The sequence below is a fragment of the Gorillibacterium massiliense genome (genome assembly GCF_000455485.1).
GTDB classification, from domain to species: Bacteria; Bacillota; Bacilli; order Paenibacillales; family NBRC-103111; genus Gorillibacterium; species Gorillibacterium massiliense.
The window spans coordinates 1-24,579 of the sequence record NZ_CBQR020000091.1 but is presented as its reverse complement, the minus strand read 5'-3'; the positions used below and the strand labels follow the sequence as shown (position 1 = coordinate 24,579).

The 24,579-nt window shown below is 51.0% G+C and carries 21 protein-coding genes and 1 pseudogene; 15 read left to right on the top strand and 7 right to left on the bottom strand.

Annotated features, from left to right (window positions below; translation table 11 throughout):
* The first annotated feature begins 126 nt into the window (after positions 1-126).
* A complete protein-coding gene (locus TJ79_RS10405) occupies positions 127-675 on the top strand; it encodes a hypothetical protein (RefSeq protein WP_040950241.1) in 549 nt (182 codons plus the stop codon).
* Positions 676-714: 39 nt separating this feature from the next.
* Positions 715-2,172 carry a magnesium transporter CorA family protein gene (locus TJ79_RS10400; RefSeq protein ID WP_052339465.1) on the top strand — a complete coding sequence of 486 codons (1,458 nt, stop codon included), beginning with the start codon at positions 715-717 and terminating at the stop codon, positions 2,170-2,172.
* A gap of 73 nt (positions 2,173-2,245) precedes the next feature.
* Here TJ79_RS10400 and TJ79_RS10395 read toward each other — a convergent pair whose 3' ends face one another.
* A complete protein-coding gene (locus tag TJ79_RS10395; protein WP_040950240.1) occupies positions 2,246-3,247 on the bottom strand; it encodes an aldo/keto reductase in 1,002 nt (333 codons plus the stop codon).
* Between the two features lie 153 nt (positions 3,248-3,400).
* A complete protein-coding gene (locus tag TJ79_RS25895; protein ID WP_052339464.1) occupies positions 3,401-4,003 on the bottom strand; it encodes a Gmad2 immunoglobulin-like domain-containing protein in 603 nt (200 codons plus the stop codon).
* A 237-nt stretch (positions 4,004-4,240) separates the two neighbouring features.
* Between TJ79_RS25895 and pdaA the strand changes: the two genes are divergently transcribed.
* Positions 4,241-5,008 carry a delta-lactam-biosynthetic de-N-acetylase gene (gene pdaA, locus TJ79_RS10385; RefSeq protein ID WP_081756827.1) on the top strand — a complete coding sequence of 256 codons (768 nt, stop codon included), beginning with the start codon at positions 4,241-4,243 and terminating at the stop codon, positions 5,006-5,008.
* Between the two features lie 181 nt (positions 5,009-5,189).
* On the opposite strand, the gene TJ79_RS10380 is transcribed toward pdaA, so the two are convergent.
* A complete protein-coding gene (locus tag TJ79_RS10380) occupies positions 5,190-6,488 on the bottom strand; it encodes an aminotransferase class I/II-fold pyridoxal phosphate-dependent enzyme (RefSeq protein ID WP_040950238.1) in 1,299 nt (432 codons plus the stop codon).
* Positions 6,489-6,626: 138 nt separating this feature from the next.
* A complete protein-coding gene (locus tag TJ79_RS10375) occupies positions 6,627-7,238 on the bottom strand; it encodes a pyridoxamine 5'-phosphate oxidase family protein (protein ID WP_040950243.1) in 612 nt (203 codons plus the stop codon).
* A 129-nt stretch (positions 7,239-7,367) separates the two neighbouring features.
* Between TJ79_RS10375 and pdxR the strand changes: the two genes are divergently transcribed.
* Complete coding sequence (gene pdxR / locus TJ79_RS10370) at positions 7,368-8,825, top strand: MocR-like pyridoxine biosynthesis transcription factor PdxR (RefSeq protein WP_040950237.1); 1,458 nt, start codon at positions 7,368-7,370, stop codon at positions 8,823-8,825.
* Between the two features lie 73 nt (positions 8,826-8,898).
* Here the strand turns inward: pdxR and TJ79_RS10365 are convergent, their stop codons facing one another.
* Positions 8,899-9,156, bottom strand: a complete 258-nt coding sequence (locus TJ79_RS10365) for a spore coat protein CotJB (RefSeq protein WP_040950236.1) — start codon at positions 9,154-9,156, stop codon at positions 8,899-8,901.
* 210 nt (positions 9,157-9,366) lie between these two features.
* Between TJ79_RS10365 and TJ79_RS10360 the strand changes: the two genes are divergently transcribed.
* The 6 genes from TJ79_RS10360 (at position 9,367) to TJ79_RS10335 (ending at position 15,411) form a co-directional block, all read left to right on the top strand.
* Positions 9,367-10,041, top strand: a complete 675-nt coding sequence (locus tag TJ79_RS10360; protein ID WP_040950235.1) for an endonuclease/exonuclease/phosphatase family protein — start codon at positions 9,367-9,369, stop codon at positions 10,039-10,041.
* Positions 10,042-10,173: 132 nt separating this feature from the next.
* Positions 10,174-10,986, top strand: coding sequence for an alpha/beta hydrolase (locus TJ79_RS10355; RefSeq protein ID WP_040950234.1), 813 nt, complete (start codon positions 10,174-10,176; stop codon positions 10,984-10,986).
* A gap of 174 nt (positions 10,987-11,160) precedes the next feature.
* Complete coding sequence (locus tag TJ79_RS10350) at positions 11,161-12,219, top strand: phosphotransferase (protein WP_081756825.1); 1,059 nt, start codon at positions 11,161-11,163, stop codon at positions 12,217-12,219.
* A 16-nt stretch (positions 12,220-12,235) separates the two neighbouring features.
* Complete coding sequence (locus tag TJ79_RS10345) at positions 12,236-13,111, top strand: phosphotransferase (RefSeq protein WP_238322936.1); 876 nt, start codon at positions 12,236-12,238, stop codon at positions 13,109-13,111.
* Between the two features lie 18 nt (positions 13,112-13,129).
* Positions 13,130-14,302: a KamA family radical SAM protein gene (locus TJ79_RS10340; RefSeq protein WP_420319383.1), complete on the top strand. Its 1,173-nt coding sequence runs from the start codon at positions 13,130-13,132 to the stop codon at positions 14,300-14,302.
* A 29-nt stretch (positions 14,303-14,331) separates the two neighbouring features.
* Positions 14,332-15,411 carry a YheC/YheD family endospore coat-associated protein gene (locus TJ79_RS10335; RefSeq protein WP_040950231.1) on the top strand — a complete coding sequence of 360 codons (1,080 nt, stop codon included), beginning with the start codon at positions 14,332-14,334 and terminating at the stop codon, positions 15,409-15,411.
* A gap of 132 nt (positions 15,412-15,543) precedes the next feature.
* On the opposite strand, the gene TJ79_RS10330 is transcribed toward TJ79_RS10335, so the two are convergent.
* Both TJ79_RS10330 and asd read right to left on the bottom strand, forming a co-directional pair.
* Positions 15,544-16,800 (bottom strand): MFS transporter, encoded by a 1,257-nt coding sequence (locus TJ79_RS10330; protein ID WP_040950230.1) that lies wholly within the window; start codon positions 16,798-16,800, stop codon positions 15,544-15,546.
* 444 nt (positions 16,801-17,244) lie between these two features.
* On the bottom strand, positions 17,245-18,036 hold the full coding sequence (asd, locus tag TJ79_RS10325) for an archaetidylserine decarboxylase (RefSeq protein WP_040950229.1): 792 nt from the start codon (positions 18,034-18,036) through the stop codon (positions 17,245-17,247).
* 305 nt (positions 18,037-18,341) lie between these two features.
* Between asd and TJ79_RS10320 the strand changes: the two genes are divergently transcribed.
* The 5 genes and pseudogenes from TJ79_RS10320 to TJ79_RS10300 form a co-directional block, all read left to right on the top strand.
* Positions 18,342-19,145 carry a helix-turn-helix domain-containing protein gene (locus TJ79_RS10320; protein ID WP_040950228.1) on the top strand — a complete coding sequence of 268 codons (804 nt, stop codon included), beginning with the start codon at positions 18,342-18,344 and terminating at the stop codon, positions 19,143-19,145.
* Positions 19,146-19,327: 182 nt separating this feature from the next.
* Complete coding sequence (locus TJ79_RS10315; protein WP_040950227.1) at positions 19,328-20,824, top strand: alpha-N-arabinofuranosidase; 1,497 nt, start codon at positions 19,328-19,330, stop codon at positions 20,822-20,824.
* 11 nt (positions 20,825-20,835) lie between these two features.
* Complete coding sequence (locus TJ79_RS10310) at positions 20,836-21,135, top strand: DUF6171 family protein (RefSeq protein WP_040950226.1); 300 nt, start codon at positions 20,836-20,838, stop codon at positions 21,133-21,135.
* A 2-nt stretch (positions 21,136-21,137) separates the two neighbouring features.
* On the top strand, positions 21,138-21,923 hold the full coding sequence (locus TJ79_RS10305; protein WP_040950225.1) for a nucleotidyltransferase domain-containing protein: 786 nt from the start codon (positions 21,138-21,140) through the stop codon (positions 21,921-21,923).
* A gap of 189 nt (positions 21,924-22,112) precedes the next feature.
* A pseudogene (locus TJ79_RS10300) lies at positions 22,113-24,579 on the top strand (hypothetical protein); the annotation flags it as partial.

Below are 24,579 nucleotides of genomic sequence, written 5' to 3'. Positions count from 1 at the left end.
CGCCAGCGCCGCCAAGCCGCCGGCCGCTTCCGCCGGCCGCGCCAAGAGCGAACGCGACCGCGACCGCAAGATGAAAGGCGCGCCGAAATGGCTGAAGGACAAGCAGAAGAAAGACGGAGGAGGTTCATGAGGAAGCTCCTCCTCGTACTCCTTGTCCTTGGGCTGCTCCTCGGCGGAGCTTATTACGGCGCAGTCCGCTATATTCAACCTAAAGAGCAGCTGACGCTGGACTACAAGCCCTTCGATCTCGGGGCCAAAATCCGCGAGATAGCAGAGAGCGGTCAATTCGCGGTTACTTTAAACGATGAGGAAATGAACAGTCTTTTCGTAAGCAAGCTGGCTGAAGATCCCAATGTCGCCTCCGGCGTCCGGATTACGGGAGCACGTTTTACTCGGGATCAAGATGTGATCTACGCCGATGTGAACCTACTGCTGCGGGGGCGCTGGAAGGCAGGCGTGCAGTTGACTTACCGCTTGGCATGGGAGCCGCCCTATCTCAAAGCGAGCTTCCAGCAAGCATCCATTCACGGCAAGCCGCTGCCGAAGAGCCTCCTCGATATCCAGGATGTAGCGGTTCCGGTTAATGAGATGCTGCCGCCGCTCATCGCCATAAAAAACATTCAGTTTAACAAAGATGCGATAAAGGTATCCCTTAAGCTTCAGATCGGCAAGTGAGCGAATAACAGATGACCGTTTGCGGATAATCGGAGGTAGATGAAGTTGGTAAGTCCCGAGCTGCATGAGAAAACATTGGAATCCGCTCTTATGCAATTTATTTTTCCTTTTTCGGTGAATCCCGGTTCGCAAAAAGATTTTATCCATCAGTTGGAAGAAGACGGCTACCGCTCCTTTTCGTTGAAAAACTTGGATCAACAGCATGAATTCTACGGCGAAGAGTATCAGGTGTCCCACCGCAATATGGAGCGCTATTTCCTGCCGTTTACCGCCAATGTCATTTTTCCTCATGAGCCCGACGATAGCACCTTTAGACGGCTTTCCCGTCGGCTCGACTATCATTGTCTGCTTAAGACCAGTTATATGAACATCCGGTTTACGATCCTGTCGGCGGATGTCATTCTCTGTCCCTTTGATTTGGGTTTCATTACGGTACGTACCCAGGTGAAAAGCGATTTGCAGGAAACGTTGACCTTTACCGAAGCTTTGGAATTTGCTAACCGGTTTCGGGCGCTGCAGGATATTACCCCGCAGGATGACACCACGTTCATTGTTCATGATGATCGGGAATATGCCGAGGTGGAGGATTTTCTGTTCAAATGCGTCGTTTCCGGGCTGCTGCCCTATTTGGACAAACGGGAGATGCAAGGCGCCTATTTTGAGACGATGCCGTATTTTGTGGACGAACGGATGTATGTGCAGGCTTTCTACGCTTTTCCGGAGGGGGAAGAGATCAGCCAAGAGGACCGCTATAGGGCCGGAAGGATCGATGGTGTCAATCATGAAGGGAAGCCTTTTATCAGCTCCAGCAATAAATCCTACATTGCGGGATATTTGCAAGGGCATGAGTATGAACGTTGGGCCCCGAATACCCACTATGTGATCGATGACAGCTCGTTTTGCTGCATTACCAACATTGAGAAGCGAAAGGCTACTGAACTGGCGAACCAGATGTATGGGGAGTTTTACTATGGTCTATTGCTGAATCTTTTCCATAAAATCGTGCTGCTGAAGTTGTCCAACCAGTACTCCCGCATTTCTCTTGTGAAGAATCAAGAGCAAATCGAGGAACTCATCAGCGAAATCACCACGTTTTCCTCCAAGTATTTCTTTCTGGAATTGGTCACCCAGTCCCAGGGACGGGAGATATTCATCCAGCTCCGGCGGCTGTTCGGGCATGTGAATCTGTACGAAGAAGTCAAGCGAACGTTGAACGACCTGTATAAATACCAGGACGATTCTTCCAGCAGGCGCTCCAATTATTTGTTGGTCATTCTCACCGTTTTCGCCGTTATTAGCGGGATATACGGCATGAACCAGGTCATTGACGATTTAAAATACCCGATTAATTGGTCGGCTATGAGAGAATATTCGTTCTTTCAATACCTTGCTCTTGGCGTGACGTTTTCCGGAATTTTCGTCGGGCTGTCACTTGGCGTAAGCACGTTGTACCGCTGGGGAAAGGAACTGTTGAAAAACAGGCGGAGAAAGCGGTAATCAACTTTCAACCGTGAAAAACAAAAGGCAGAGTCCGGTGATAATCCGGCTCTGCCTTTTTCTATCGTTATTCTTACCCTTGAAGAATCGCTTCAATTCGTTGCAGTTCGTCGGCGGAAAATGAGGTGCCGATCCCCTCCAGAAGAGGAGCGACATCGTCAATCTGGCTTACTTTGCTGGCGCCGATGAGGGCGGAGGTGACACGTCCGCCGCGAATAACCCAAGCCAGCGCCATTTGAGACAGCTTTTGCCCGCGTTGTACGGCGATTTCATTCAGCTTGCGGATCTTCTCCATCTTTGTGTCCGTCAGCGCTTCCGGCTTCAGGAAGACGCTGCCTCCCGCCGCACGGGAATCCCCGGGGATGCCGGTGAGATAGCGATCTGTCAGCATGCCCTGCTCTAGGGGAGAGAAGGCGATACTGCCGACCTGTTCCCGGTCCAGAACGTCCAGCCAGCCTTCTTGCTCTGCCCGACGGTCCAGCATGGAATAGCGGAACTGATGGATCAGGCAAGGCGTGCCTAACTCTTTAAGAATGGCCAGAGCCTGCTCGGTTTGTGCTGCGGAGTAATTGGAGATGCCGACGTAGAGCGCTTTACCTTGGCGCACCAGGAGATCGAGGGCAGCCATGGTCTCTTCCAACGGCGTATTCGGGTCCGGACGGTGGTGGTAGAAAATATCGACATAATCCAGCTTCATCCGTTTCAAGCTTTGGTCGAGGCTGGACACCAGATACTTTTTGGAACCCCAATCGCCATAAGGACCGGCCCACATGTAATAGCCGGCTTTCGTGGATATGATCATTTCGTCGCGGTAGGGATGCAGATCATCCGCCAACATGCGGCCGAAGGATTCTTCCGCCGATCCGGCGGGAGGCCCGTAATTGTTAGCCAAGTCGAAGTGGGTGATGCCCATATCGAAAGCGCGGCGGGCCATCTCTCTCCCATTTTCATAAGGCGTGACACCGCCGAAATTATGCCATAATCCCAGGGAGATGGGAGGCAGCTTCAAACCGCTTTTCCCCAACCGGTTGTAAACTTTGGACTCATAGCGCGATTCGTTTGCCGAATAAACCATGCTGCTCAAAGCCTCCTTGAAAGGTCGTTAGATCGATGTAAGTTTGAACGACTCTGTTCCTTCGTCGACAATTATGATAAGAATCGTTCAACTCAACTAGTATACATGACTTTTCGTGGAAAGCCTATTTGCTGAGACTTTCGGAGAATCGGCTTAATTTGTTCCCGCTTCATTTTGGGACAGCGGCACAACCAGGTCCTTTTCAAATTTCACTGGGATCACCAGTTGGTTGACCGGCGAGCCGTCCTTGGCGCTCGTCTCATAAATCACCAGCAGCCCTGTGCTGTTGGTTGCGTGCTCAAAGTTGACGGTAAACTCGAAGTTCCCCCATTCCGGGGCGCCTTTATCTGCCATAACATTACCTTTTGCCAACACATTGTGCCCGTCTTCAAAAGAATAACTGAACGCCGCCTCAAACACCTTCGCTTGCCCTGTCACTTTAAATGATTTGCCTACGGTAGAGTTGGGCAGAGGAGCGGTGATGCGGAATGCTTTGTTTTCGGTTTCGATTTTTTCCGGTGATTTGCTCGACTCCGGAGTGGCTGTTGGCGCTGCTGTGGGAGCTGCCGGAACAGTCGTGGGAAGAGTGGTAACGGCCGGTGACGGAGCCGCGCTCACGGACGGTGCCGGGCTTGCCGTAGCGGGAGCAGGAGTTTCGGATGCATTGGTGGCAGTGCCGCATGCCCCAAAAACAAGCGATAAGCCGAGAAGAAGCGCGGCTCCTGCAGCCGATTTCAAATGGATTTTTCTTTTCATCTTGCTCGAACCTCCTTATTCTGATTACGGTATGCTCACTACTTACCCAAAAATCGGACAGGGAGAGCGCAATGGATGGCGCTTTTTTTGGGATAACGGCGCTGCTTTTCAGACATAATACCCCTGTTCCACTATGTCTTTATCCAACTGCGCAAACAGCGCCTGAAAGGATGCGTTGCCCGCGTGAAATCCATCAGGATCTTCATTTTCGCCTGGATTACGGTTGTCTGCCTGCTTATGGCAAACCTCCCGCCCGCCCATGCTGCGGCGGATGCTGGGGATAGACCTTATCACTTCGGCTTTAAGCGAAGCCATGACCGCCTGCCTGCTTCCATTGATGACGAAGGTTTTAAGGATCTCCTGCAAAAGAACGATGGCGTGTTTCTTGGTGATACGGCGAATAAAAACCTGTACCTCACTTTTGATAACGGCTACGAAAATGGATTTACTCCGCGTATTCTTGACATACTCAAGGAGAAAAAGGTTCCGGCTGCTTTTTTCGTCACCGGCCATTACTTGAAGGATCAGCCCGAGCTGATTAGGCGAATGGCGAAGGAAGGCCATGTGATCGGCAACCATTCCTGGTCCCATCCCGATATCACCCAGATCAGCGATGCGCGGCTTAAGGAAGAATTGGCCAAGGTGAAGCAAGAAACGGCACGGCTTATCGGCAGCGACCGTATGCATTTTCTCCGCCCGCCTAGGGGCATCTTTGACGCTCGTTCACTTGCCATTGCCAAGGCGGAAGGGTATACCAGCGTGTTTTGGTCGGTGGCTTATAAGGATTGGGACACTAATGCGCAGAGGGGAGCCGCCTACGCCTATGAGCGGGTGATTTCTCAATTGCATCCAGGCGCGATTATTTTGCTCCATTCCGTTTCCCGGGATAACACGGAGGCGCTGGGCTCCATTATCGATCGGGCGCGCAAGGAAGGCTTTGTCTTCAAAAGCCTGGAGGAACTTCCGGGAAGGGGCTTTCCTCTCCCGCTCACAGGTGCTCCTTAAGTCGTAATCATCTGACCGGACATTGGAGATGGAAGACAACCACTGTCCACAGATTATGCCAATCTCCGAATTTTTTCAACTGACATACGAAAAGCACCGCTCCAAAGGGACGGATCAGCGCTGTTACGGCTGCCGCAGACTTGGGCGGTGCTTTTCTCGTTATCTATACATGGACGACTTACTACTCGATGTCCTTCACTCCGCTGTAGATCGAATCAAACAGCTCTTGAATGCCGGGTTCCTCAATGCAGGAGAAGGCTACGCGGAGATCGGTGTCACCCAGAGCGATGGTGCCGATGCCATACTTCTCCAGCAGATGCTGGCGCAGCGTCTCGGCATTCACCGTCTTCAGCTTCAGGCACATGAAGTAGCCGGAGTTGAAGGGATAGTAATCCCAAGCGTCGGAATAGCTGTCGTTATCCAATACGGTTTTGACTTTGTTGGCGCGGCCTTTCATGACGCGGAACTTCTCCTGGCGCTGCTCCTCGAAGCCGGGGGATGTCAGGGCGCGCAGAACGAAGGTTTGCGACGGATGCGGACCGCTGGAGATGGTGGCGCGGATGATCCCCGTCGTTTTTTGCTCCAGAGCGGCAAGCAGATCGGCATGCTCTCCGTCTCCACCATAGGTGATGAAGCCGACGCGGAAGCCCCAGACGTACTCTTCCTTGGTGGCTCCGTCGATTTTAATGGGCAGAATCCGCGGGTGCAGGCCGCACAGGGAGCCGAAAATGGACTCATGCAGGGAATCTTCAAAAAACAGGCTGAAGTACGCGTCGTCCGTGGCAACGATGACGTTGATTCCGGCTTCTGCTCCGGCAAGAACAGCTTCGACAATCTTGCGGCCTTCCTCGGCGTTTGGCGTATAGCCCGTCGGGTTGTTAGGGAAGTTCAGGACGACGATGGCTTTACCCTTGGATTGCTGGGCTAAGATCGCTTCCTTCAAGCCGGTAGCGTTGAAGGCGCCTGTTTCGTCGTATAGCGGGTAATTGACGATCTCTGCGCCCCGGCGGATACCGAAGGTGAGCTCGTAGTTTTCCCAGTTCTTATCCGGATAAATAACGGCATCTCCGCTGTCTGCAAAAAGGTCGGCCACGATGCTGAGACCATGGGTCAAGGCGTTGGTGACGATGGGGTTGCTGAAGCTTTTTCCAGCCATGGACGGATTATCCGCCACCATTTTTTTGAGCCATGCGGCCCGCAGTTCCGGCTTGCCGGGAGCGGGAGCGTATTCGTACAAATCTTTAGGATCGTAGGCCGATAACGTTTCCTGAATGACGCCAAGGTGCATCGGTGTGCCGTTTTCCAGCGCCGTGCCAATGGTAGCGTTGAATTTCTTCGCTTTCGTCTTGGCTTCCGCGGACTGGCTCAAAATACCAAGCTTGGGAAAATAGATTTCTTTGCCGAGTGTGGACAGCATGTCATACACATGGGGGTTCGCCTTGTGGATGGTTTCATTCAACTGCGCAGCCTGTGGATTCATCTTCCTTCATCCTTCCGAAAGTGTCGCTTTTTTCTAACAGAAGCCGTTTATTCTGGGAGTTATTATAACACTTCCGCATTAAAGCGTCACTAATGAACAGGCGTCCATTACGTGAACATTGCACCGCGTAAAAATCGGTCATTTTTTGTGGACAGGACAGTATAACTCCATAAGCCGAGCCGTTTCTTTATCGTCGGGCAAATCCCGTTTTACGAGCTCCGACATGACGTGCTGCCGCTGCTCGCCTCCCATGTTCTGTCCAAATTTGAATTTCGCTGACCAATCCTCCGGTTCGATGCGGACGACAGCCACACTGGTCAAGCGGGAGCCATAGCCCTCCGGGGTGATAGGTTCATAGCCTCCTTCCGGTTGGAGCTTGCGCATGAAGGCTTCCATCGCCTCGGCTTTCTCAGCGGGATCGTCTACCAGATAGGCTTTCCCTTTGATGCAAACCGACTTGAAGAAAGCCGAAGCCGGACAAGCGTATACCGGATCGGTAAAATAGGAGGGGATGATGGCGTATTCTTTGGCGATGCTGAAGCTCACCCGGTTATCTTCCTTTATATCTTCCATTTTTTGTCCGGCTCGGCTCCCGTGAATGTAGAGATTGTCCTTTAAAAAAACGAAGTTGATCGGAGTTGCTCCCGGCCAGCCGTCCGGCCCCGTCGTAGCCAGTACGCCAAAGCTCGCTTCCGCAAGAAACGCTTCCGCCTCTTGCCAATCTTCAACGGAAAATTCATGTCTTCTCATGTCCATTCCCCTATCTACATCCTGTTTTTCTCTACTATATCCGACAAATTGACAGGGAAACAGATCCGTTTTAGACTGATTTTATTGTACCAATTTCCGGTGTGAGTTTCGGGAGAGGAGCGAGTGAAGATGGAGTTTCAAATCGCCTATTCCTTGTACCGCACGATCTATAAAACCAAGCAGGAAGCTCTTTATTACGGACTCAAGGCTGCGCTTGAACAAGGCGCGGTGCCAGCTGGAGCAAGGCTTCCGGCCAGCCGCGAGCTTGCTGCCCTCTATGGCATTTCCAGAGGAACGGTCAATCAGGTATACGAAATGTTGACGGCAGAAGGGTATTTGGCGAGCCGAGCAGGCAGCGGCACCTTTTCGGCTTACGAGGATACCCGGAAACGGACGCGGATACGGATGGCGGAGCTGCAGCTTTCCGACTGGGGAGAGCGGCTGCAGAATGCGCCTTCAGGCATGGAGCCCGCCCAAGGGGCGACGAACGGGCGGAAGACCATCTCGTATGCTATCAACCGGTCGGACCTTTCCCGGTTTCCCTTTACCGAGTGGAATCAGGCGCTGCGGGACGAGCTTAGGCAGCGAAGCGGCCGGGAAGGAGAGCGGGTTCCGACGGAGGGCTTCCTGCCCTTGCGGGAAGCGATCGCGCAATATATTCACCGAACCCGCGGACTTGAAGCTTCTGCTGACGATATCGTGATCGTCAACGGCTCGATGCAAGCGATCGCTCTGCTTTCGCTTATTCTCATTCGCTCGGAGGATTCCGTGGTCATGGAGAACCCGGTTTATCACGGCATCTCTCATGCTGTTCGGATGGCCGGCGGGAAACCGCTCTTTGCTGAAATGGATGAATTCGGGATGATTCCGGAAAAATGGTCGGCCCGGTTGCTCTTCGCAACGCCGAACCGGCAGTTTCCCACCGGTGCGGTGCTTCCTCTGGAGCGGCGGTTCAAGCTGCTGGACTGGGCTAGCGAGCAATCCGCCGTCATTGTGGAGGATGATTACGATAGCGACTTCCGCCATCGGGGTACGCCGGTGGAGCCGCTGAAGCGTCTAGACCGGGAGGGCCGGGTCGCCTATATCGGTACTTTTTCCAAGAGCTTGCCGGCAGGTTTGCGGCTCGGTTATGCGATTTTGCCGCCAGCGCTCAAACCTGCCTTCCTACAGGCAAAACGCCTGTTTGAACCCTTTGCCTCGTCTGTATTGGAGCAGAGGACGCTGGCGACCTTCATCCGTACCGGCGGTTTTGAACGGCATTTGCGGCGGATGCGCCACGCCTACAGCCGTAAATATAAGCGGCTGGAGCAGGAACTGATGGAAAAGCTGGGAGACCGCTTCCGCATCGTTCCCAGCGACTCCGGCTTGCATTTGTTTGCCTGGTGGAAAGGAACGGAGGATGATTGGCACACCTTCGGCGATTATGCCCGAGAGGCAGGGGTGATCTGGGAGGATGCGAGCCGCTTTTTCCATCAAGGCAGCGCCCCGTCCGCTTGCTTTGGTGTTGGTGGACTGGATGAGGAAGATCTGGTCGAGGGAGTCAAGCGGATAACCGCTATTTCCGACAGAATGAAGCAATCACCTTGAATCTAAAGGAACGCCCTCTCCAACTGGAGGGGCGTTTTCTCGATTAACGATTGATCTATGTTTTCGTCGAAAGTCAGGAGGTACGGTTCCAATTCCAATGGTTGATTGAACTCGTTGTCATGGCAGGGAGGGCATGCCGATAAAGAATGTGGTTTACCCCAAGTGAGCTCTCTACGGCTTTTCGCCGCTCGGCGGTTTCGTTGTACTGTCGAAGTGCGGTTTGATCGTCCGGGTTTTTGTCCAAAAGGAGAGTCAATTCCAAAAGTCTGCATTCGGCTGATTGCATCTTTTTCATCAAGATCATAGAACGGCAGCCCGCGATATGATTCATTTGCCACGTCTCCTTTATGGTGAATTTAACCGGTTAGCCCGGTTGATACTAGGCTAGTTATTACCCCATTTCACAAGGTGTGAATCACGAAAACGGTTTTATTTGTTAAATTTCCATTTCTGCGCCTAAGTTTGATTATCTCCGAGTAAGGGTCTATGTTAGAATATGAAACGATAAGGAAGCTCCGGCGAGGGGAGGAGGGGGATGGCGATGAAAATACGTGCGATGACATTCAATATTCACCATGGCCAGGGAATGGATGGAAAAACGGATATTGCCCGTATCGCGCGGGAAATCGAGTCCGTCGACGCTGACATCATCGCTCTTCAGGAAGTGGATCGCTTTCACCCCCGCAGCTATTTTCACGACCAGCTCTTCCGGGTGACCCATAAGCTAGGTGTTCACGGAGCTTTTGCATCCAGCATCCATCTGGGACTGACCAGGTATGGCAACGCTATCCTCTCCCGGCATCCCTTTTTATCCAAACGGGTGACATACCTGCAGGGAACGCAGGAGAGACGCAGTATTTTAACGGTAAAATTGGATCTGGGAGATTGCCCCTTAACGGTGGTGAACACCCATATCGGCGTTTTCGCTAAAGAAAAAGACCGACAGTTCAAGGAACTCCGGAAGGAATTGGAGTCTCTAGACGAACCCGCGCTCTTGATGGGCGATTTTAATATGCTTCCGAGTGACCCGAGGCTGCAAAACATGCCCATCGGCTGGCGGAAGATTGGTTTGCAGGAAATGACACCAACCCATGCGACGAACGGCAAGGAGATTGATCATATATTCCGGAATATGCCTGTCAAAATGGAACGGACTTGGGTGAAATTCACGACGGCTTCCGATCACCACGCGGTTGTTGCGGATATCGAATGGTAAGCGGGTGCGCTTAAGATTTAGGCGAATCTACCCTTCAATGCGCGGCGATGAGGGGTTGACGCATGAGTAGAAGAATGCTATGATCATAAAACCAAGTAAACTGATGTGAATTTAATGAAAAGGAGAATCCGCATGGCTGAATCCATTTTATCCATCCGTATAAATCAATTGGAATTGGCGGCTAGCTTGCATGAGCCTGATCATATTGGGAATGAGCCGGAGGCTCTCGCGCCTCTCGTTATTATCTGTCACGGGTTTGTTGGCAGCCGAATCGGTGTGGACCGGCTGTTCGTGAAAGCAGGGCGAGAGCTGGGTGAAAACGGCTTTGCGGTTCTCCGCTTCGATTTTGCCGGCTGCGGCGAGAGCTCCGGCGATTATGGCGATAATGGTCTTGACTCCATGATCGCCCAAACCATAGGCGTCATCGACTATGCGGAGGGTCTCCCCGGCATCGATCCGGAACGGATCACCCTTCTGGGGCATAGTCTTGGCGGGGCCGTAGCCATTCATGTTGCGGCTGTCGACCGGCGCATCAAAAACCTGATCTTGTGGTCCCCTGTGGCCAACCCCATCAACGATATCGTGCGCATCGTCGGAAAAGCCGCTTACGAGGAGGCGATCCACGCCGGCAGCACGGATTACGCCGGATATCGGCTGTCGGCCGGTTTCTTCAACTCCCTGGTCAGCCACCATCCGTTCCAGGAGGTGCGGAAGTTTCCCGGGAACGTGCTCTTGGTACATGGAACGAGCGATGACGTCATTCCCGTCGATTACAGCTTCCTTTACCAAAAAGTGTTCCGCATCCGCACATCGGGACATTGCGAGAAAGAAATCATCAACAGCGCGGATCATACCTTTTCCTCCCAAGACGGCATCCGCCGGCTTTTGGATAAGACAAAGCAATGGTTGAGCTACGTGAACAGCCCGGAAAGCTATTATATTTGAGATCCATGATGAGAGCCCTCACCTTGATAATCAGGGGAGGGCTTTTTGACGTTTACTTCTATTCTCTCCGCTCAAGCCAACACCTTTCGGCCCTTATTTGAATTCCCTAGGTTAGGAACCAAAACGATTGACCTAGCGCATGTTTCGATAAAGATTCGATTGTAAGGGGAGGGGATGTCGTTAGTGGTATCGTCAACCCGAAAAAAACACCTGACTTCGGTTCTTAAGCAATATGCCCTCCGGCTTTACAACGTACAAGCGTATCATTCTCTCTACCGGAAAGAGGCTGCTTATCGGGTATCTACGGATAAGGGGACATTTTGTCTAAAGCCCTTTAGAGGTTCGTTTGCTCGTTTGAGCGGCATTCATAAACGTTTAGATGACATCAGGTCAAGCAATTTCAGCAGCTTGCCGCGATGGATTCCTAGAAAAAACGGAAAATACTGGTCCCCGCAGGACGGCCAATTTTTTTACGTAACTGAGTGGATTAACGGGACCAAGCTTGGCGATAAAGAGAATGATTTTTTACGTCTTGGTGCGATACTGGCTCGGCTGCATCAGAGCACAACCTTTTCGAAGTCTGTTTCCCCCTCCTACACGCTACGGGAAATCAACCGTTTTCGCAGGATGCACCAACTGTTCACCTCTCGTCTTGAGAAGCTTAACAGTGAAAAAAGGGAGCTTTGGGAGTGGTTTCAGGAGCATGGCGCGGATTGCCTGAGTCTGGCAGAAGAATCATGGAACGTGATCAACCAAGGAAGCATCCAGCGTATTTTGGAGGAAGAGAAGCCGTCGATCATTCATGGTGATGTGACCAGACCCAATGTAATCGTTCAGTCCGCCAATGTCTTTCTGATAGACTGGGAGCTTGCCAGGCCGGGCTCAACCTACTATGAAGTTGCAAAAACGCTGGCCAATGTCACGAATTTTTCAGTCCCGCTCACTAAAGCATTTCTTTCCGGTTACGAATCTGTTCGCCCTTTGAGTTATGAGGAGTGGCAGCTCATTGTTTCCCTCACCCGGCTGCCCCGCGAAGCATGGATCGCGGCCAGGCAAATTCTTTCAGGTCGCCCCTCTGTTACGTTCCATGTGCTGAAAGTGACATGGGGCAGGCGAATGGAATGGGTGGGGTGGCTGGATTCCTGGGCAAATTTAGGATCTAGTCGAATGTCGATTTCCATATCGGATCCGGACCAAGGGATGGACGCCGATGTCGTTAGCCTCTCGAATTGAGCAAATGTACACACCTATGAAGATCCGGATTTTAGAGGGGATTCGCGATGTTCATAGGCTGACAACCGCTGAGGACAGACAGATTTGCGTGAAAAGCTACAAGTATGAAAAATCGGAAGTTGAATTCATCGCAAACGTGCTGGTTCATCTTGCGAATTCGGGATTTCGGTTTGGGTCGCAGGTTGTCGCGAGAGATGACGGAACCTACTGTTTCAAGAGTAAGAACCGTATAGTCATGCTCACGGACTGGGTGCCTGGGAGGCAGGCGAATTTCAATGAACGCGCTGAGTGGAAAAAGGCGCTACGGACACTTGCCGAATTCCATCTGTATGCGGAGCTTCCGGCGCATGGCGACATTCCGCTGGCAAGAGTACGGTACACCCATCTATCCGCGAAGGTCGAACACTACCGTAACGTTTTGCTTGCCTTTGATGAAACGAATTTTATCGATCCGTATATCGATTTATGCGATATGGCCATTCGTCATTTGAACGAAGAGAAGTGCATCGAAGCTGTTGAGCACGAGGCTAGTCGCGGTGCCTTTGTGCATGGAGACTACAATTACCCCAATCTGATCGTGGATCCTCGTGGTCATATGCATCTCATTGATTTTGAGAATGCATCTCTATCGCCCAGAATGACGGATTTTGCCCATATTTTACAAAGAAATGTGGCCTGGAAGAATGACGAATGGATCCAATGGATCGAGTATTACGACCGTTTTCGGCCGCTCAGTGCCGAAGACCGGCGTCTGCTGTTCGCTTTACTTCACATCCCTTATCCGCTTATTCGTGAGATCCGGTTGCATAAAAGCGTCCAATCGATCCGCAAAGCGGTTCCTATAGGAAAAACAATGGATCTATATCTGGATCGTTTGCATCAAATCCTTTAATGGAGAGCGTGAATCCCTATGCCTACTAAATATATAACGGATATCAACAGTCTTCCGCATTTGACGGAAGGTGAAAAAAAAGCACTACAGCCCGTTATCGATAAGTTTGTTTTTCGGCTAAATGATTATTATGTAAAGCTTATCGATTGGACCGATCCGAACGATCCGATTCGGCGGCTGGTGATACCAAGAGAGAGTGAATTACAGGAGTATGGACGGTGGGACGCTTCCGACGAAGATACCAACTATGTGGTAAAGGGATGCCAGCACAAGTACCGAACGACAGCGCTGCTTCTTGTTTCGGAAGTATGCGGCTCCTACTGCCGGTTCTGCTTCCGGAAACGGTTGTTCCGTGACGATGTGAATGAGGCGATGCCGGACATTCAGCAAGGTCTTGAGTACATCGCGGCCCATCCTGAAATCAACAATGTCCTGTTGACGGGTGGAGATCCTTTTATTTTATCAACCAAAAGGTTAGGCGCTATCTTGAAGGTACTTCGGTCCATCGAGCATGTGAAGATCATCCGTATCGGTTCGAAGATGCCGCTTTTCAATCCGATGCGCATCTATGAAGACAGCGAACTGCTTGAACTCCTGCGCTCTTATTCCACTGAAGAAAAAAGAATCTACGTCATGGCTCATGTCAACCATCCGCGGGAAATTACACCTGAAGCCAGAACCTGCTTTAAAGCGCTGTATGAATCCGGTGTGATTGTGGTAAATCAAACGCCTATACTGAAGGGTATCAATGATGATCCCGCCGTACTCGGCGAGCTTTTGGATCGATTGTCTTGGGCGGGCGTTACGCCGTATTATTTCTTCGTAAATCGTCCTGTGGCCGGCAACAGCGGATTTGTTCTGGGACTTACAGACGTATACCGCATCGTTGAAGAAGCGAAGTCGCGGACTTCCGGTCTCGGTAAACGGGTGAAGCTCTGCATGAGCCACACATCGGGCAAAATTGAAATATTGGCAGTGGAAAACGGCAAGATTTACCTGAAATATCACCAGTCTAGGGACGGCGACTACGGCAAGCTGATGATTTTGGATTGCCCGAAGGAGGCAGCTTGGTTCGACGATCTGCCGGGTAATGAAAAATACTGGAACAAACCAATAAAAAAAACGGCTGATGTCGTTTCTGTAAATGAAATGCCCAATTATTCGAGAAGAGCCAAAACCATGCCGCAATAACTTGATTCCACCTGAGGAGGAGAATCCATTTGACATCGGATTCCCGTGAGAGAGCGATTGTCGGCGTCATACTGGGAGAGCGATTCGTGAAGACGATTCGCGTTCAAAAGCTAGCCGAAGCAAACCGAGTGGCTGAAACAATCCTGTATTTTTTTGGAACGAGAGATATCGATTACGAGCAAAAAAGCATATCCGGCATGTATTACGATACCCAGGACAATGCGTGGCGGCGCAAAATATTCCCCTTGCCGCAGGTGCTTTACGTCCGGGGCGGGCCATTCGCAGGGGTAGCCCGTGTCGTCAGTCGATTCGATGATATGGGAATCAAACGAATCAATGCCCTTTGGGTATTCGACAAAGGAGAACTCTTCCAGCACTTGCATACAGACCCCGATGTGAAGCCTTATTTGCCGTTTACCGTTCCGATCGACAACACAAGCGAGGCAAGAGAGTATATCCGTACATTGGGCGATGTTTATATTAAAGCGCGTGAAGGCAGACGGGGTAAGCAGGTGATGCGGGTTATTAAAGTGAAGCACAAGGGGTACCGGTACAGCTACTCCATTCTTGGCAACCTCGTTCGTGACGATGCGAGACATTTTAAGCAAATGAACCAGGTATTGGAGAAATTTTTTGGAGATAGACCGATCCTTGTCCAGCAAGGAATCGATCTGGTGAAAGTCGGCGATGACCGCACGGTGGATCTGCGAGCCGAAGTGCAGCGCAACCAATACGGGGAAATCGAAATTGTGGCGATTCCGATCCGAGTCGGACAAGAGAATTCACCGATTTCCACCCATGGCGCTGCTTATCCGTTCAGTGATTATTTGCCGAAGCTATTCCCTCAATATTCCGAAAGCGAAATCGAGGATTTAAAAACGAGAATTTACGATTTTTTACGGAAGGTTTATAAAAGCGTTGAAGAGCGTTACGGAACATTCGGTGAAATCGGGATCGACTTTGGCTTGGACCGCAATGGACAAATATGGTTGATCGAATGCAACGCTCAATCGGCTAAAGTATCCGTCAGCAAAGCATACGGACCAAGCATAGATGAAAGAGTCTACCTGAATCCGCTGGAGTATGCCAAGCTGCTTGCAGACAGTTGAATGCCGTAGAATGTTTTGATTCGATGGACAGATGCCCTTATAAAAAATCGAAAACGCCGGAAAATCCAGGCCGTAAGGCATTGGATGGTTTCCGGCGTTCTTTAGGTTTGGCTCTTGCCATTATGTCATGGTTTATACCGACATTTCGCCTTGCTCCTCCGACCATTCCTTCAATTTGCTATCGGAAGGAAGAAAATAGGTGGCAACACCCAGAAGAGGCAAGAAGGAGCACATTTTCATGACGAAGCTCAGGCTGGTCATATCGATGAGGTTGCCCAGCACCACGGCGCCGACGGCGCCTAAGCCGAAGGCCAAACCGGTGACGAGACCGGAAACGGTGCCGATTTTACCGGGGATCAGTTCCTGGGCGTATACGACGGCAACGGAGAAGCTGGAAAGAATGATAAAGCCGATGATGAGAAGCAGCACCAGCGCCAAAGCCGGATGAACATAGGGCAGCAACAGGGCAAACGGCGCGGAGCCCACCATGGAGAAGAAGAGTACTTTTTTTCGGCCGATGCGGTCTGCAATCGGGCCCCCGAAGAAGGTACCGAGCGCTCCGGCGGCCAGAAAAGCGAATAGAAAATATTGCGAAGCGGACTTGCCCATTCCCAGTTCTTCTCTTAAATAGGAAACGAAATAGTTGCTGATGCCGGTGTGATACCAGGAGCGGACGAAGACGAGAAAGATAAGAACGACCATGGCGGACATGACTTGCCGTTTTCTTTCTTTGCTGATGACGCGGGCAGCACCGTGTTTTGCTTTGCGCGGCCTCTGGGCAAGCTCCTTCGTATACCAGGAAGCAACGAAGATCTGCACCAGAATAGCCGCTGCCGCCACTAAGGTAAACCAGATGGTCCCTTTCTGTCCGAGAGGCAGCAGGATCAGAATGGTGAAAAGGGGAGCCAGCGCTTGGCCGCCGTTTCCGCCTACCTGGAAGATGGATTGGGCCAACCCGCGGCGCGTTCCCGATGCCATATTGGCGACCCGGGAGCCCTCGGGATGGAATACGGCGGAGCCGATTCCCACCAGGACGACGGAGACTAACACCATCGGGTAGCTGTTGCTGAAGGCCAGGAGCAGCATGCCGAGAAAGGTGGAGACCATGCCCAAGGGAAGCAGAAACGGTGACGGCCTTTTGTCCGTATAGATTCCGACAATCGGCTGCATGATCGAAGCCGTGAAATTGAGGCCGAAGGCAATGAAGCCGATTTGGGTGTAGCTGAGATGCATCGTGTCGCGGAAGATCGGGTTGTTCATTGCCGGGAAAACGGCTTGAATGGAGTCGTTGAACAAATGCACCAAGCTGATAGCGAAAAGGATGCGATAAATCGTCGGCTTATCCGCTTTCGCAGCTTGGCTTAGAGGGGGATTTGCAAGGGTTGACATGCTGAGCCTCCTGATCCTATCGGTTGCTATATAAGTTGAACTAAAGAAAGGGATGAAGGAGCGGAGAAACCGATTGTTCTGGATACGCCACACATGCCGCTTGCACGTCACGAGCGAAGGTGTGAAAATCGGCGAAGCCACCTGAAACCAATCTTCGATTAACGAAGATTAGTTCAGGATAGCGGTAGCGGTCGCCTTTGCGACGATATCGGAAAGTATAAAACTCGGAGCATCGGCTTCCTGATATCGAAAGAAAAACTACCTTTATACGCGGTCTGGCTTCTTTGAATGTACATCGATAGGTGTTTTTCTTATCAGATTCCTACCTTATATGGGATTATCTAATCATGGAATCTGAGTGCAACAGCGACTCTCCAGAATAATCAGGTTTTGCAGGGACGAAATCCTTACAATCTTTCGTTCAACTTATATAGTTTCGCAAGACTATTCTTTTGGGTGAAGATGACCCAAAAGCTGCCCCATCTTTACTTTTACGTCAGGCCGCAATTCCTGGAGGGGATTGAACACTCCGTTTTCGGTAAGCAAGACTACGGTGGACCCAAACTCAAAGCGGGCTAATTCACCGCCTATCTCCAGTTGATCCTGCAGCTCATCTGCATAGCGGATGCTGCTTACGTTAAGGGCGCCGACCTTCACGACGGCGATTTCGCCGTGTTCCGTGCGTACATAGGTGATGAGCCGTTCATTGCGGCTGAGTACTTTGCGACCGTATTTAAATCCGGCATCGTTGACGGGGTAGACTTTTCCGGGAATATGCTCCCGTTCCAAAATCCGTCCGGATGCGGGGGAGTGAATGCGGTGATAATCCATGGGACTTAAATAGAGGACAAAATAAAAACCGTGCCGATAGCTGACAGCCCGGGGGGAATGGTTCAACAGTTCCTCTACCGTATAATCCTGGCCTTTGATATTGAGAATTTCTCCGTCCTGAATGGTGCCCATGGCAGTAATCAGCGCATCAACCGGACTGACCAAGGCGTCAGCCGCCGCATCGATTGGACGGAGATCGGGTTTTAACCTGCGGGTGAAAAAATCGTTCAACGTCGCGTAGGCAGTTATTTCTTTTTCGGCATCGGCTGCCGGGATGCTGTAGGTTTTTATAAACCAGGGGATAAACCGCCGGCTGGCCCGGGAATTGGCAAAAGCACCGGCGATTTTGGAAACGGCTTTATGGGACGACAGCTCTGTGAGCAACCGGAAAAACCCTTCAAGCATGTATATTCACCTGCACCTATCGTTTAGATTCATTGGACTATCTTGACACATTATGGCGGGAAGCGCAATAAAGCACGTCAAACAAAGAAAGAGACCCGCCGGCAACGGGCCGCGGGCCAAAGGTGAATATTATAATTAAAAGGGGGGTCACTTATTAGTATAAGCAGCTATAGTTAAAATGTGATTAACGGCACATTACAGTTTAATTACAAATGCGAGGGATAGAGCGGCAGAAGGCCATCTTGACTTTATTTCATGATGGGCGCTAGAGTGAGAAGAGAAAATTGTGAATATGGTGATACGGCATGATCTATTTGAATAAAGTCGGTTACAATGTCGCGCATCCTGAAGGCTTTATCATCGACCGTCCCCATGGAAGCGGAGATTATCTGTTTCTATTGTTTCGCAGCCCGATGGAGATCGGGTCGGACGATCAGCCGCAAGTGGCGGACAAAAACACATTTATTATATATGGAAGAGAAAGCAAACACTATTATCGCAACAACGAAACGACCATGATCCATGACTGGTTTCATTTTGACGGCGATGGAATGGATGATTTTTTTCAAGCGCTTCATTTGCCCTTGGATACGATTGTTCATGCTCCGGACCCCCTCTATATTTCCCGGAAGGTTCAGGAGCTGCAAATGGAGCACATCCATGCAGGTGCTCACCGCGATGAAATTATGGATGCGACGATCCGCTGCCTGTTCATGAAGCTGAGCGACATTCAAAATCATGTCGGTTTAAACGAGCAAAGCAGCAAGTACTACAGCGAGTTCATTGAATTGCGGAATGAAATTTACCAGTCTCCAAATAGGTTAGTTTCCATTGATGAGCTGGCGGCAAAAGTCAATTTGAGCCGGTCCTATTTTCAGCGGATCTATACCGATTTGTTCGGGATATCCGTCCATAACGATATGATCAACAACCGTCTGGAATACTCCATGTATCTATTGGAAAATACGGCATACGGCATATCCGAAGTTGCCCACCTATGCGGCTATGAGAACGATGTGCATTTCATGCGCCAATTCAAGAAAAAAACCGGGATGACTCCTTCCCGCTTCCGTTCCAACAAGAGTCAGCTCCCGCAAAAATATAAATAGGCGACGTACTGCAGGACAAGCTCGGATGGCGCTTGGTCCTGTTTTTTTACAGTAAGAGAGGATGCATCAGCTAGTCAAAAAGACAATCGATCAGTTTGTCGGCATCATCCATCATTTATGTTCGCGAAGCCGTATTGTAGACTCATTACATTGAACGAAAAAAGATAAGGATGTGTTGAGAGATGGCACTGCAAGGAATATTGAACGCGGACTTTGGCAAAGGAACGATTAACCGCAATATTTACGGGCATTTTTCCGAGCATTTGGGACGATGCATTTATGAAGGCATTTGGGTGGAAGAAGATTCGCCGATTCCTAATGTGAACGGAATCCGCAGCGATGTCGTAGAGGCTCTGAAGCAGATTCAAATTCCGGTGCTGCGTTGGCCGGGCGGCTGTTTTGCCGACGAGTACCACTGGAAAGACGGAATCGGCGCGTCAGAAGGCCGCAAGCGCATGGTCAACACCCATTGGGGCGGTGTTGTCGAAAACAACCATTTCGGCACCCATGAATTCATGGAACTTTGCCGTCAACTGGGCTGTGAGCCGTATATCAATGGCAATGTCGGCAGCGGCACGGTGCAGGAAATGTCCGAGTGGGTGGAGTACATGACCTTCGGCGGCGAGTCGCCGATGTCGGAGCTGCGCATTTCCAATGGTCGGCAGGAGCCATGGTCGGTGACTTATTTTGGTGTGGGCAACGAGAACTGGGGCTGCGGCGGTAACATGCGGCCGGAATATTACGCCGATCTTTATCGCCGCTATCAAACCTATGTGCGCAACTATGACGGCAACAAAATCCACCGTATCGCCTGCGGACCAAATGCAGGAGATTATGAGTGGATGGAGGTTCTGATGCGGGAAGCGGGACGCTTCATGGATGCCATCACGCTTCATTACTATACGCTTCCTACCGGTGACTGGAGCGACAAGGGACCGGCAACAGGCTTTGGCGAAGCGGACTGGTTCCGTACGCTGAAAAGCTCCTTGTTTATGGACGAGCTTGTTACCCGTCACAAAACCATTATGGACAAGTACGACCCGGACAAGCGGATCGACTTGATCGTCGATGAGTGGGGCACCTGGTACAACGTAGAACCCGGAACGGTTCCCGGCTTCCTTTATCAGCAAAACACGATGCGGGATGCGCTGGTGGCGGGACTGACTTTTAATATTTTCCACAAACATAGCGATCGGGTGCGGATGGCCAACATCGCTCAAACCGTCAATGTGCTGCAGGCCGTTATCCTGACGGAAGGTGAAAAGATGATTCTTACGCCTACCTATCATGTGTTTGATATGTACAAAGTGCATCAGGACTCGGAATTGCTGGAGCTATCCCTGGACGGCGGCACTTACTGCTTTGAAGGCAGCGAAATCCCGGCCGTTTCCGCAACGGCGTCCAAAGATAACGTTGGCAAGATCCACATCAGCTTGTGCAATCTGAACCCGATGGAAGCTTCACTCGTATCGCTGGATATCCGTGGACTCGCCGGGAAATCCCTGCTAGTTACAGGCAAGACCCTCACAGCCGGAAAAATCGACGCGCATAACACCTTCGAACAACCGGATAACGTGAAGCCGCAGCTGTTTTCCGCTTTTGAACTGAAGGACGGCCAATTGACCGTTACTTTGCCTCCGATGTCCGTCACGGCATTGGAACTCACTCCGGAAGCGTAGGCCAAAAACCAGTGACTGCCGAATCGTTGTGCAAAGGCTGTAGAGACGATTATAAGGTGACCGAGGAGCAGATCGCGCGAATATTGGCGGGGCCCATGTTTTCCTCCCCCGATGTCTGCGTATCCGATGAGGTTTATCAGCAGCGGCTGTCGGTCTGCCGTTTGTGTTCCAAGCTGGAAGGCGGTTTCACCTGCCGGTCATGCGGCTGCATCGTTCCAGTGGTGGCGAAGCTGAAGCAGCGGGGCTGCCCGCTGCCGGGGGGCGGCTTGTGGCAGCCCGTGAAGGACGCAATACAGGTGGAAGGTGATTGACAATGTACAAGCATCATCAGGAAGCGATCGATGCCATTACGAGCAAGCTGGCAGCGCGGGAAGACGTTCTCGGCGTGATTATCGGCGGCTCCGTCGCCCATGGTTTTGCTGCGGAGTCTTCCGATATCGATATCATGATCGTTCTATCTGAAGAGGATTATCAAAAGACATTGAAACATAGCGATGTTGTGTATTTTGAGACGGAGTCCTGCTCCTACAAGGACGGCTATGTGGACGGCAAGTATATATCCGTGGACTTTATCGAAAAAGTCGCGGCGTTCGGCAGCGAGCCAGCGAAATTCGCTTTTCAAGGTGCCTTTGTCACGTATTCCCGGTTTCCGGAATTGGAACGGTTGGTTCGCGATGCATCCGTTTATCCGGTGGACATGAAAGCCGAGCGTTACAATGCGTTTTATGCCCAGTTCGAAACGTGGCGCTGGTATTATTACGAAGCGTTGAAGCGCAATAACAAGCTGCTCATCGACTATAGCTTGAGTCAATATGTCATGTTCGCCGGGCGGTTGATCCTGGCTTATAATGAAACGGTATTCCCTTCATACAAATGGTTTCTCAAAGTGCTGGAACAGACGGAGCACAAGCCGGAAGATTTCATGCAACTGCTAAATTCGGTCATAGAGGAAAAGACAGAGGCGGCGGTTGAGGCACTCTTTTGCAGCACAGCAGGGTTCCACAATTGGTATACGTCAGATAAGCATTGGACGAGCCGTTTTATGATCGACAGTCAGATCAATTGGTTGGAAGGCGCTGTACCGGTAATGGATTTGTAAGATGCCGAACTGAGTAAGCAAATGGAAACACACAGACCGCTTTGATCCTTCTCCATCTAGGGGAGGTTATCAAGGCGGTTTTTTGTGTTGGATGATCCACTTTTTTTTCAAACGGCTAGACGAGAGTCACAAAAGGAGATAGACGCATATCCTGTCTATGAGTTTTGGATTACCGGAAGGGGATTGCAGATGAAAAAACGGAGGATAGACGATTTCAAGCAACGGAGGATAGACGATATCAAGCCGAAAAGAAAGCGGGAAGACGGTTATGTACATGATCCGAACGCCCGGGAGTTAAGCTGGCTGTATGAACGGAAAAAGGAAGCGCAAAAGGACAATAAAGATAACCCCTCCAGTTCTACAACCGAGTTGATTGTTGATAGTAGCCCCTTTCAGGAGGGGAGGCAGAACAATCGGAATTCCATTAAGGAATTTGAGGCTATTAGCGAGCCTGCCTCCATCAAAGCCTATGATGTAAGCATTGAGTCGGAAATTGTGAAAGAGCCCATCATGGAAAAGAGATTAGCCACCAAAGCGGCAAACAAGTCTGCAGCGGAACTGAATCGGCCTAACGAAGCCATCGCTGTTCAGAAGGAAAGAAAAGCGGAGCTTTCGGTGCTTATGGCCCAGCGGAAGGAAGAGTTTCAAGGGATTCCTGTTGTGTATACGGACGATCTGGTGGACCGGGCGGTAACGGAAGACAAGTTGGCTCCCTTTTCCGTGGATGAGAGCAAGATTTGTCCGGACAGTGTTGGCACCCGGTCTTTAAGGGATTATGCGGTTACCACCGGCAAGATCGCGAACAACGCCGTTACGTCAGGCAAAATCGCTCCGGAATCCATAACCGATTCCCATTTGGCCAACGGTTCTTTGTGGGGAGGCAAGTTGCGCGAGCGTTCCATTTCCGGCAGCAAACTGGAAGACGGAGCCGTTACCCCAGATAAGCTGGCGGATAAGTCCATCGATGCCATAAAAATCGCCGATGGCGCAATTGAAGCCAAGCACCTGCATCCAGGCCTGATATCCGGTGAGCTTTTGCAGGAGCAGTCCGTAAACAGCATTCATATCGCGGCTTCCGCAATCGGGCCCTATCACTTGGCAAAAGCTTCGGTGAATTCCTCCAAGCTTGCCGCCGGTTCTATCATTACAGATAAGCTGGGGGACAGCTCCGTTACGGGGGATAAACTAGCTCCCTATGCCGTAAATGACAGACATCTGCTTGACGGAAGCATCCATTCGCAGCATATCGGCGCTGATGTTGTGCAGAACTATCATCTGGCGGAACAGGCGATTACGGGTGACAAACTGGCTTTCCAATCGATATCCAGTGAACATCTGAACCCCGGTGTTATCGGCTCAGATGCCATCGAAAATGGAGCTATCCAGACGGAGCATTTAGGCAATGGGACGGTCACAGCGGAAAAGCTTGCCGTTTCTTCTATAACGGGAACCCAATTGGCAGATGAAACGATTGAAGGACGGCATTTGTCCAGGGAGTCGGTGAAAGGCATCCACTTGGCGGACCAGGCTGTAAAAACCAGCCATCTGGGGGAAGCCGTTGTGACCTCCGGCAAATTGGCAAGCGGCGCCGTAGACGGTGAAAAACTGGCCGCATCTTCGGTTAGCGGTTTCCATATTGCATCCGGCACGATTTCTGGAGCTAATCTTGCATCTTCCATTATTTCCAGCGAGCACATCGTTGATGGCGCGGTCGGATCGCTGCAAATCGCTCCATCCTCCATCGATACGGTTCATTTGGCGGAACAATCCATAAGATCTTCTAAGATCAAGGATATGGCCATAACGGCCGATAAACTGTCTCCTGGTGCGGTTACTGGTGTGAAAATCGATGTGGAGTCCATCAGTTCCCGGCATTTGAAATCCAATGTGATCGAAAGCCGGCATATTAGCCGCGGCTCGGTTACCAATATTCACATCGTCCCCGGATCGGTGGAGAACCGTCATCTTGCGAATGGAGCGGTAGGTTCTTCCCAATTGGCTCCCGGGTCGGTTATGCCGGAACATTTATTTGGCGAAGGGCTGGATGCGGGCTATATTCGCAACCTTTTCATTACATCCGATCTGTTGGAAAACGACGCCGTTCAGGAAAACAAGCTGGCGAAGGGTAGCGTAACGACGGATAAGATTCTGGATGCCAGCATTACCAGAGACAAATTGGCCGATGAGAGCGTAACGTTCAGCAAGTTGGCCAATAGCGCCGTTTTGACAAGCAAACTGGCTCCTTTTAGTGTAACGACCGAGAAACTTGCCGATAGCGGCATTACAACTGATAAGCTCACCAACAGCAGCGTGACGACGGTTAAGCTTGCGGCGGGCAGCGTAACCACGGGAAAACTGGCGGATAACAGTGTGGCGACGGAAAAGCTGCTTGATTCCAGCGTGACGACGGAGAAGTTGATCGACGGAAGTGTCGCAACGGAAAAGCTGCAGGATGCCAGCGTCATAACGGAAAAGCTGGTAGACGGCAGCGTGACCACCGAAAAGCTGTTTGATTCCAGCATAACGACGGAAAAGCTCGCGGACAGGAGCGTTTCGACGGAGAAACTGCAGGACGCCGTTATCATAGCGGAAAAACTGGCGGCTGCCAGCATCACGACAGAAAAATTGATCGATAACAGCATAACCGGCGACTGGC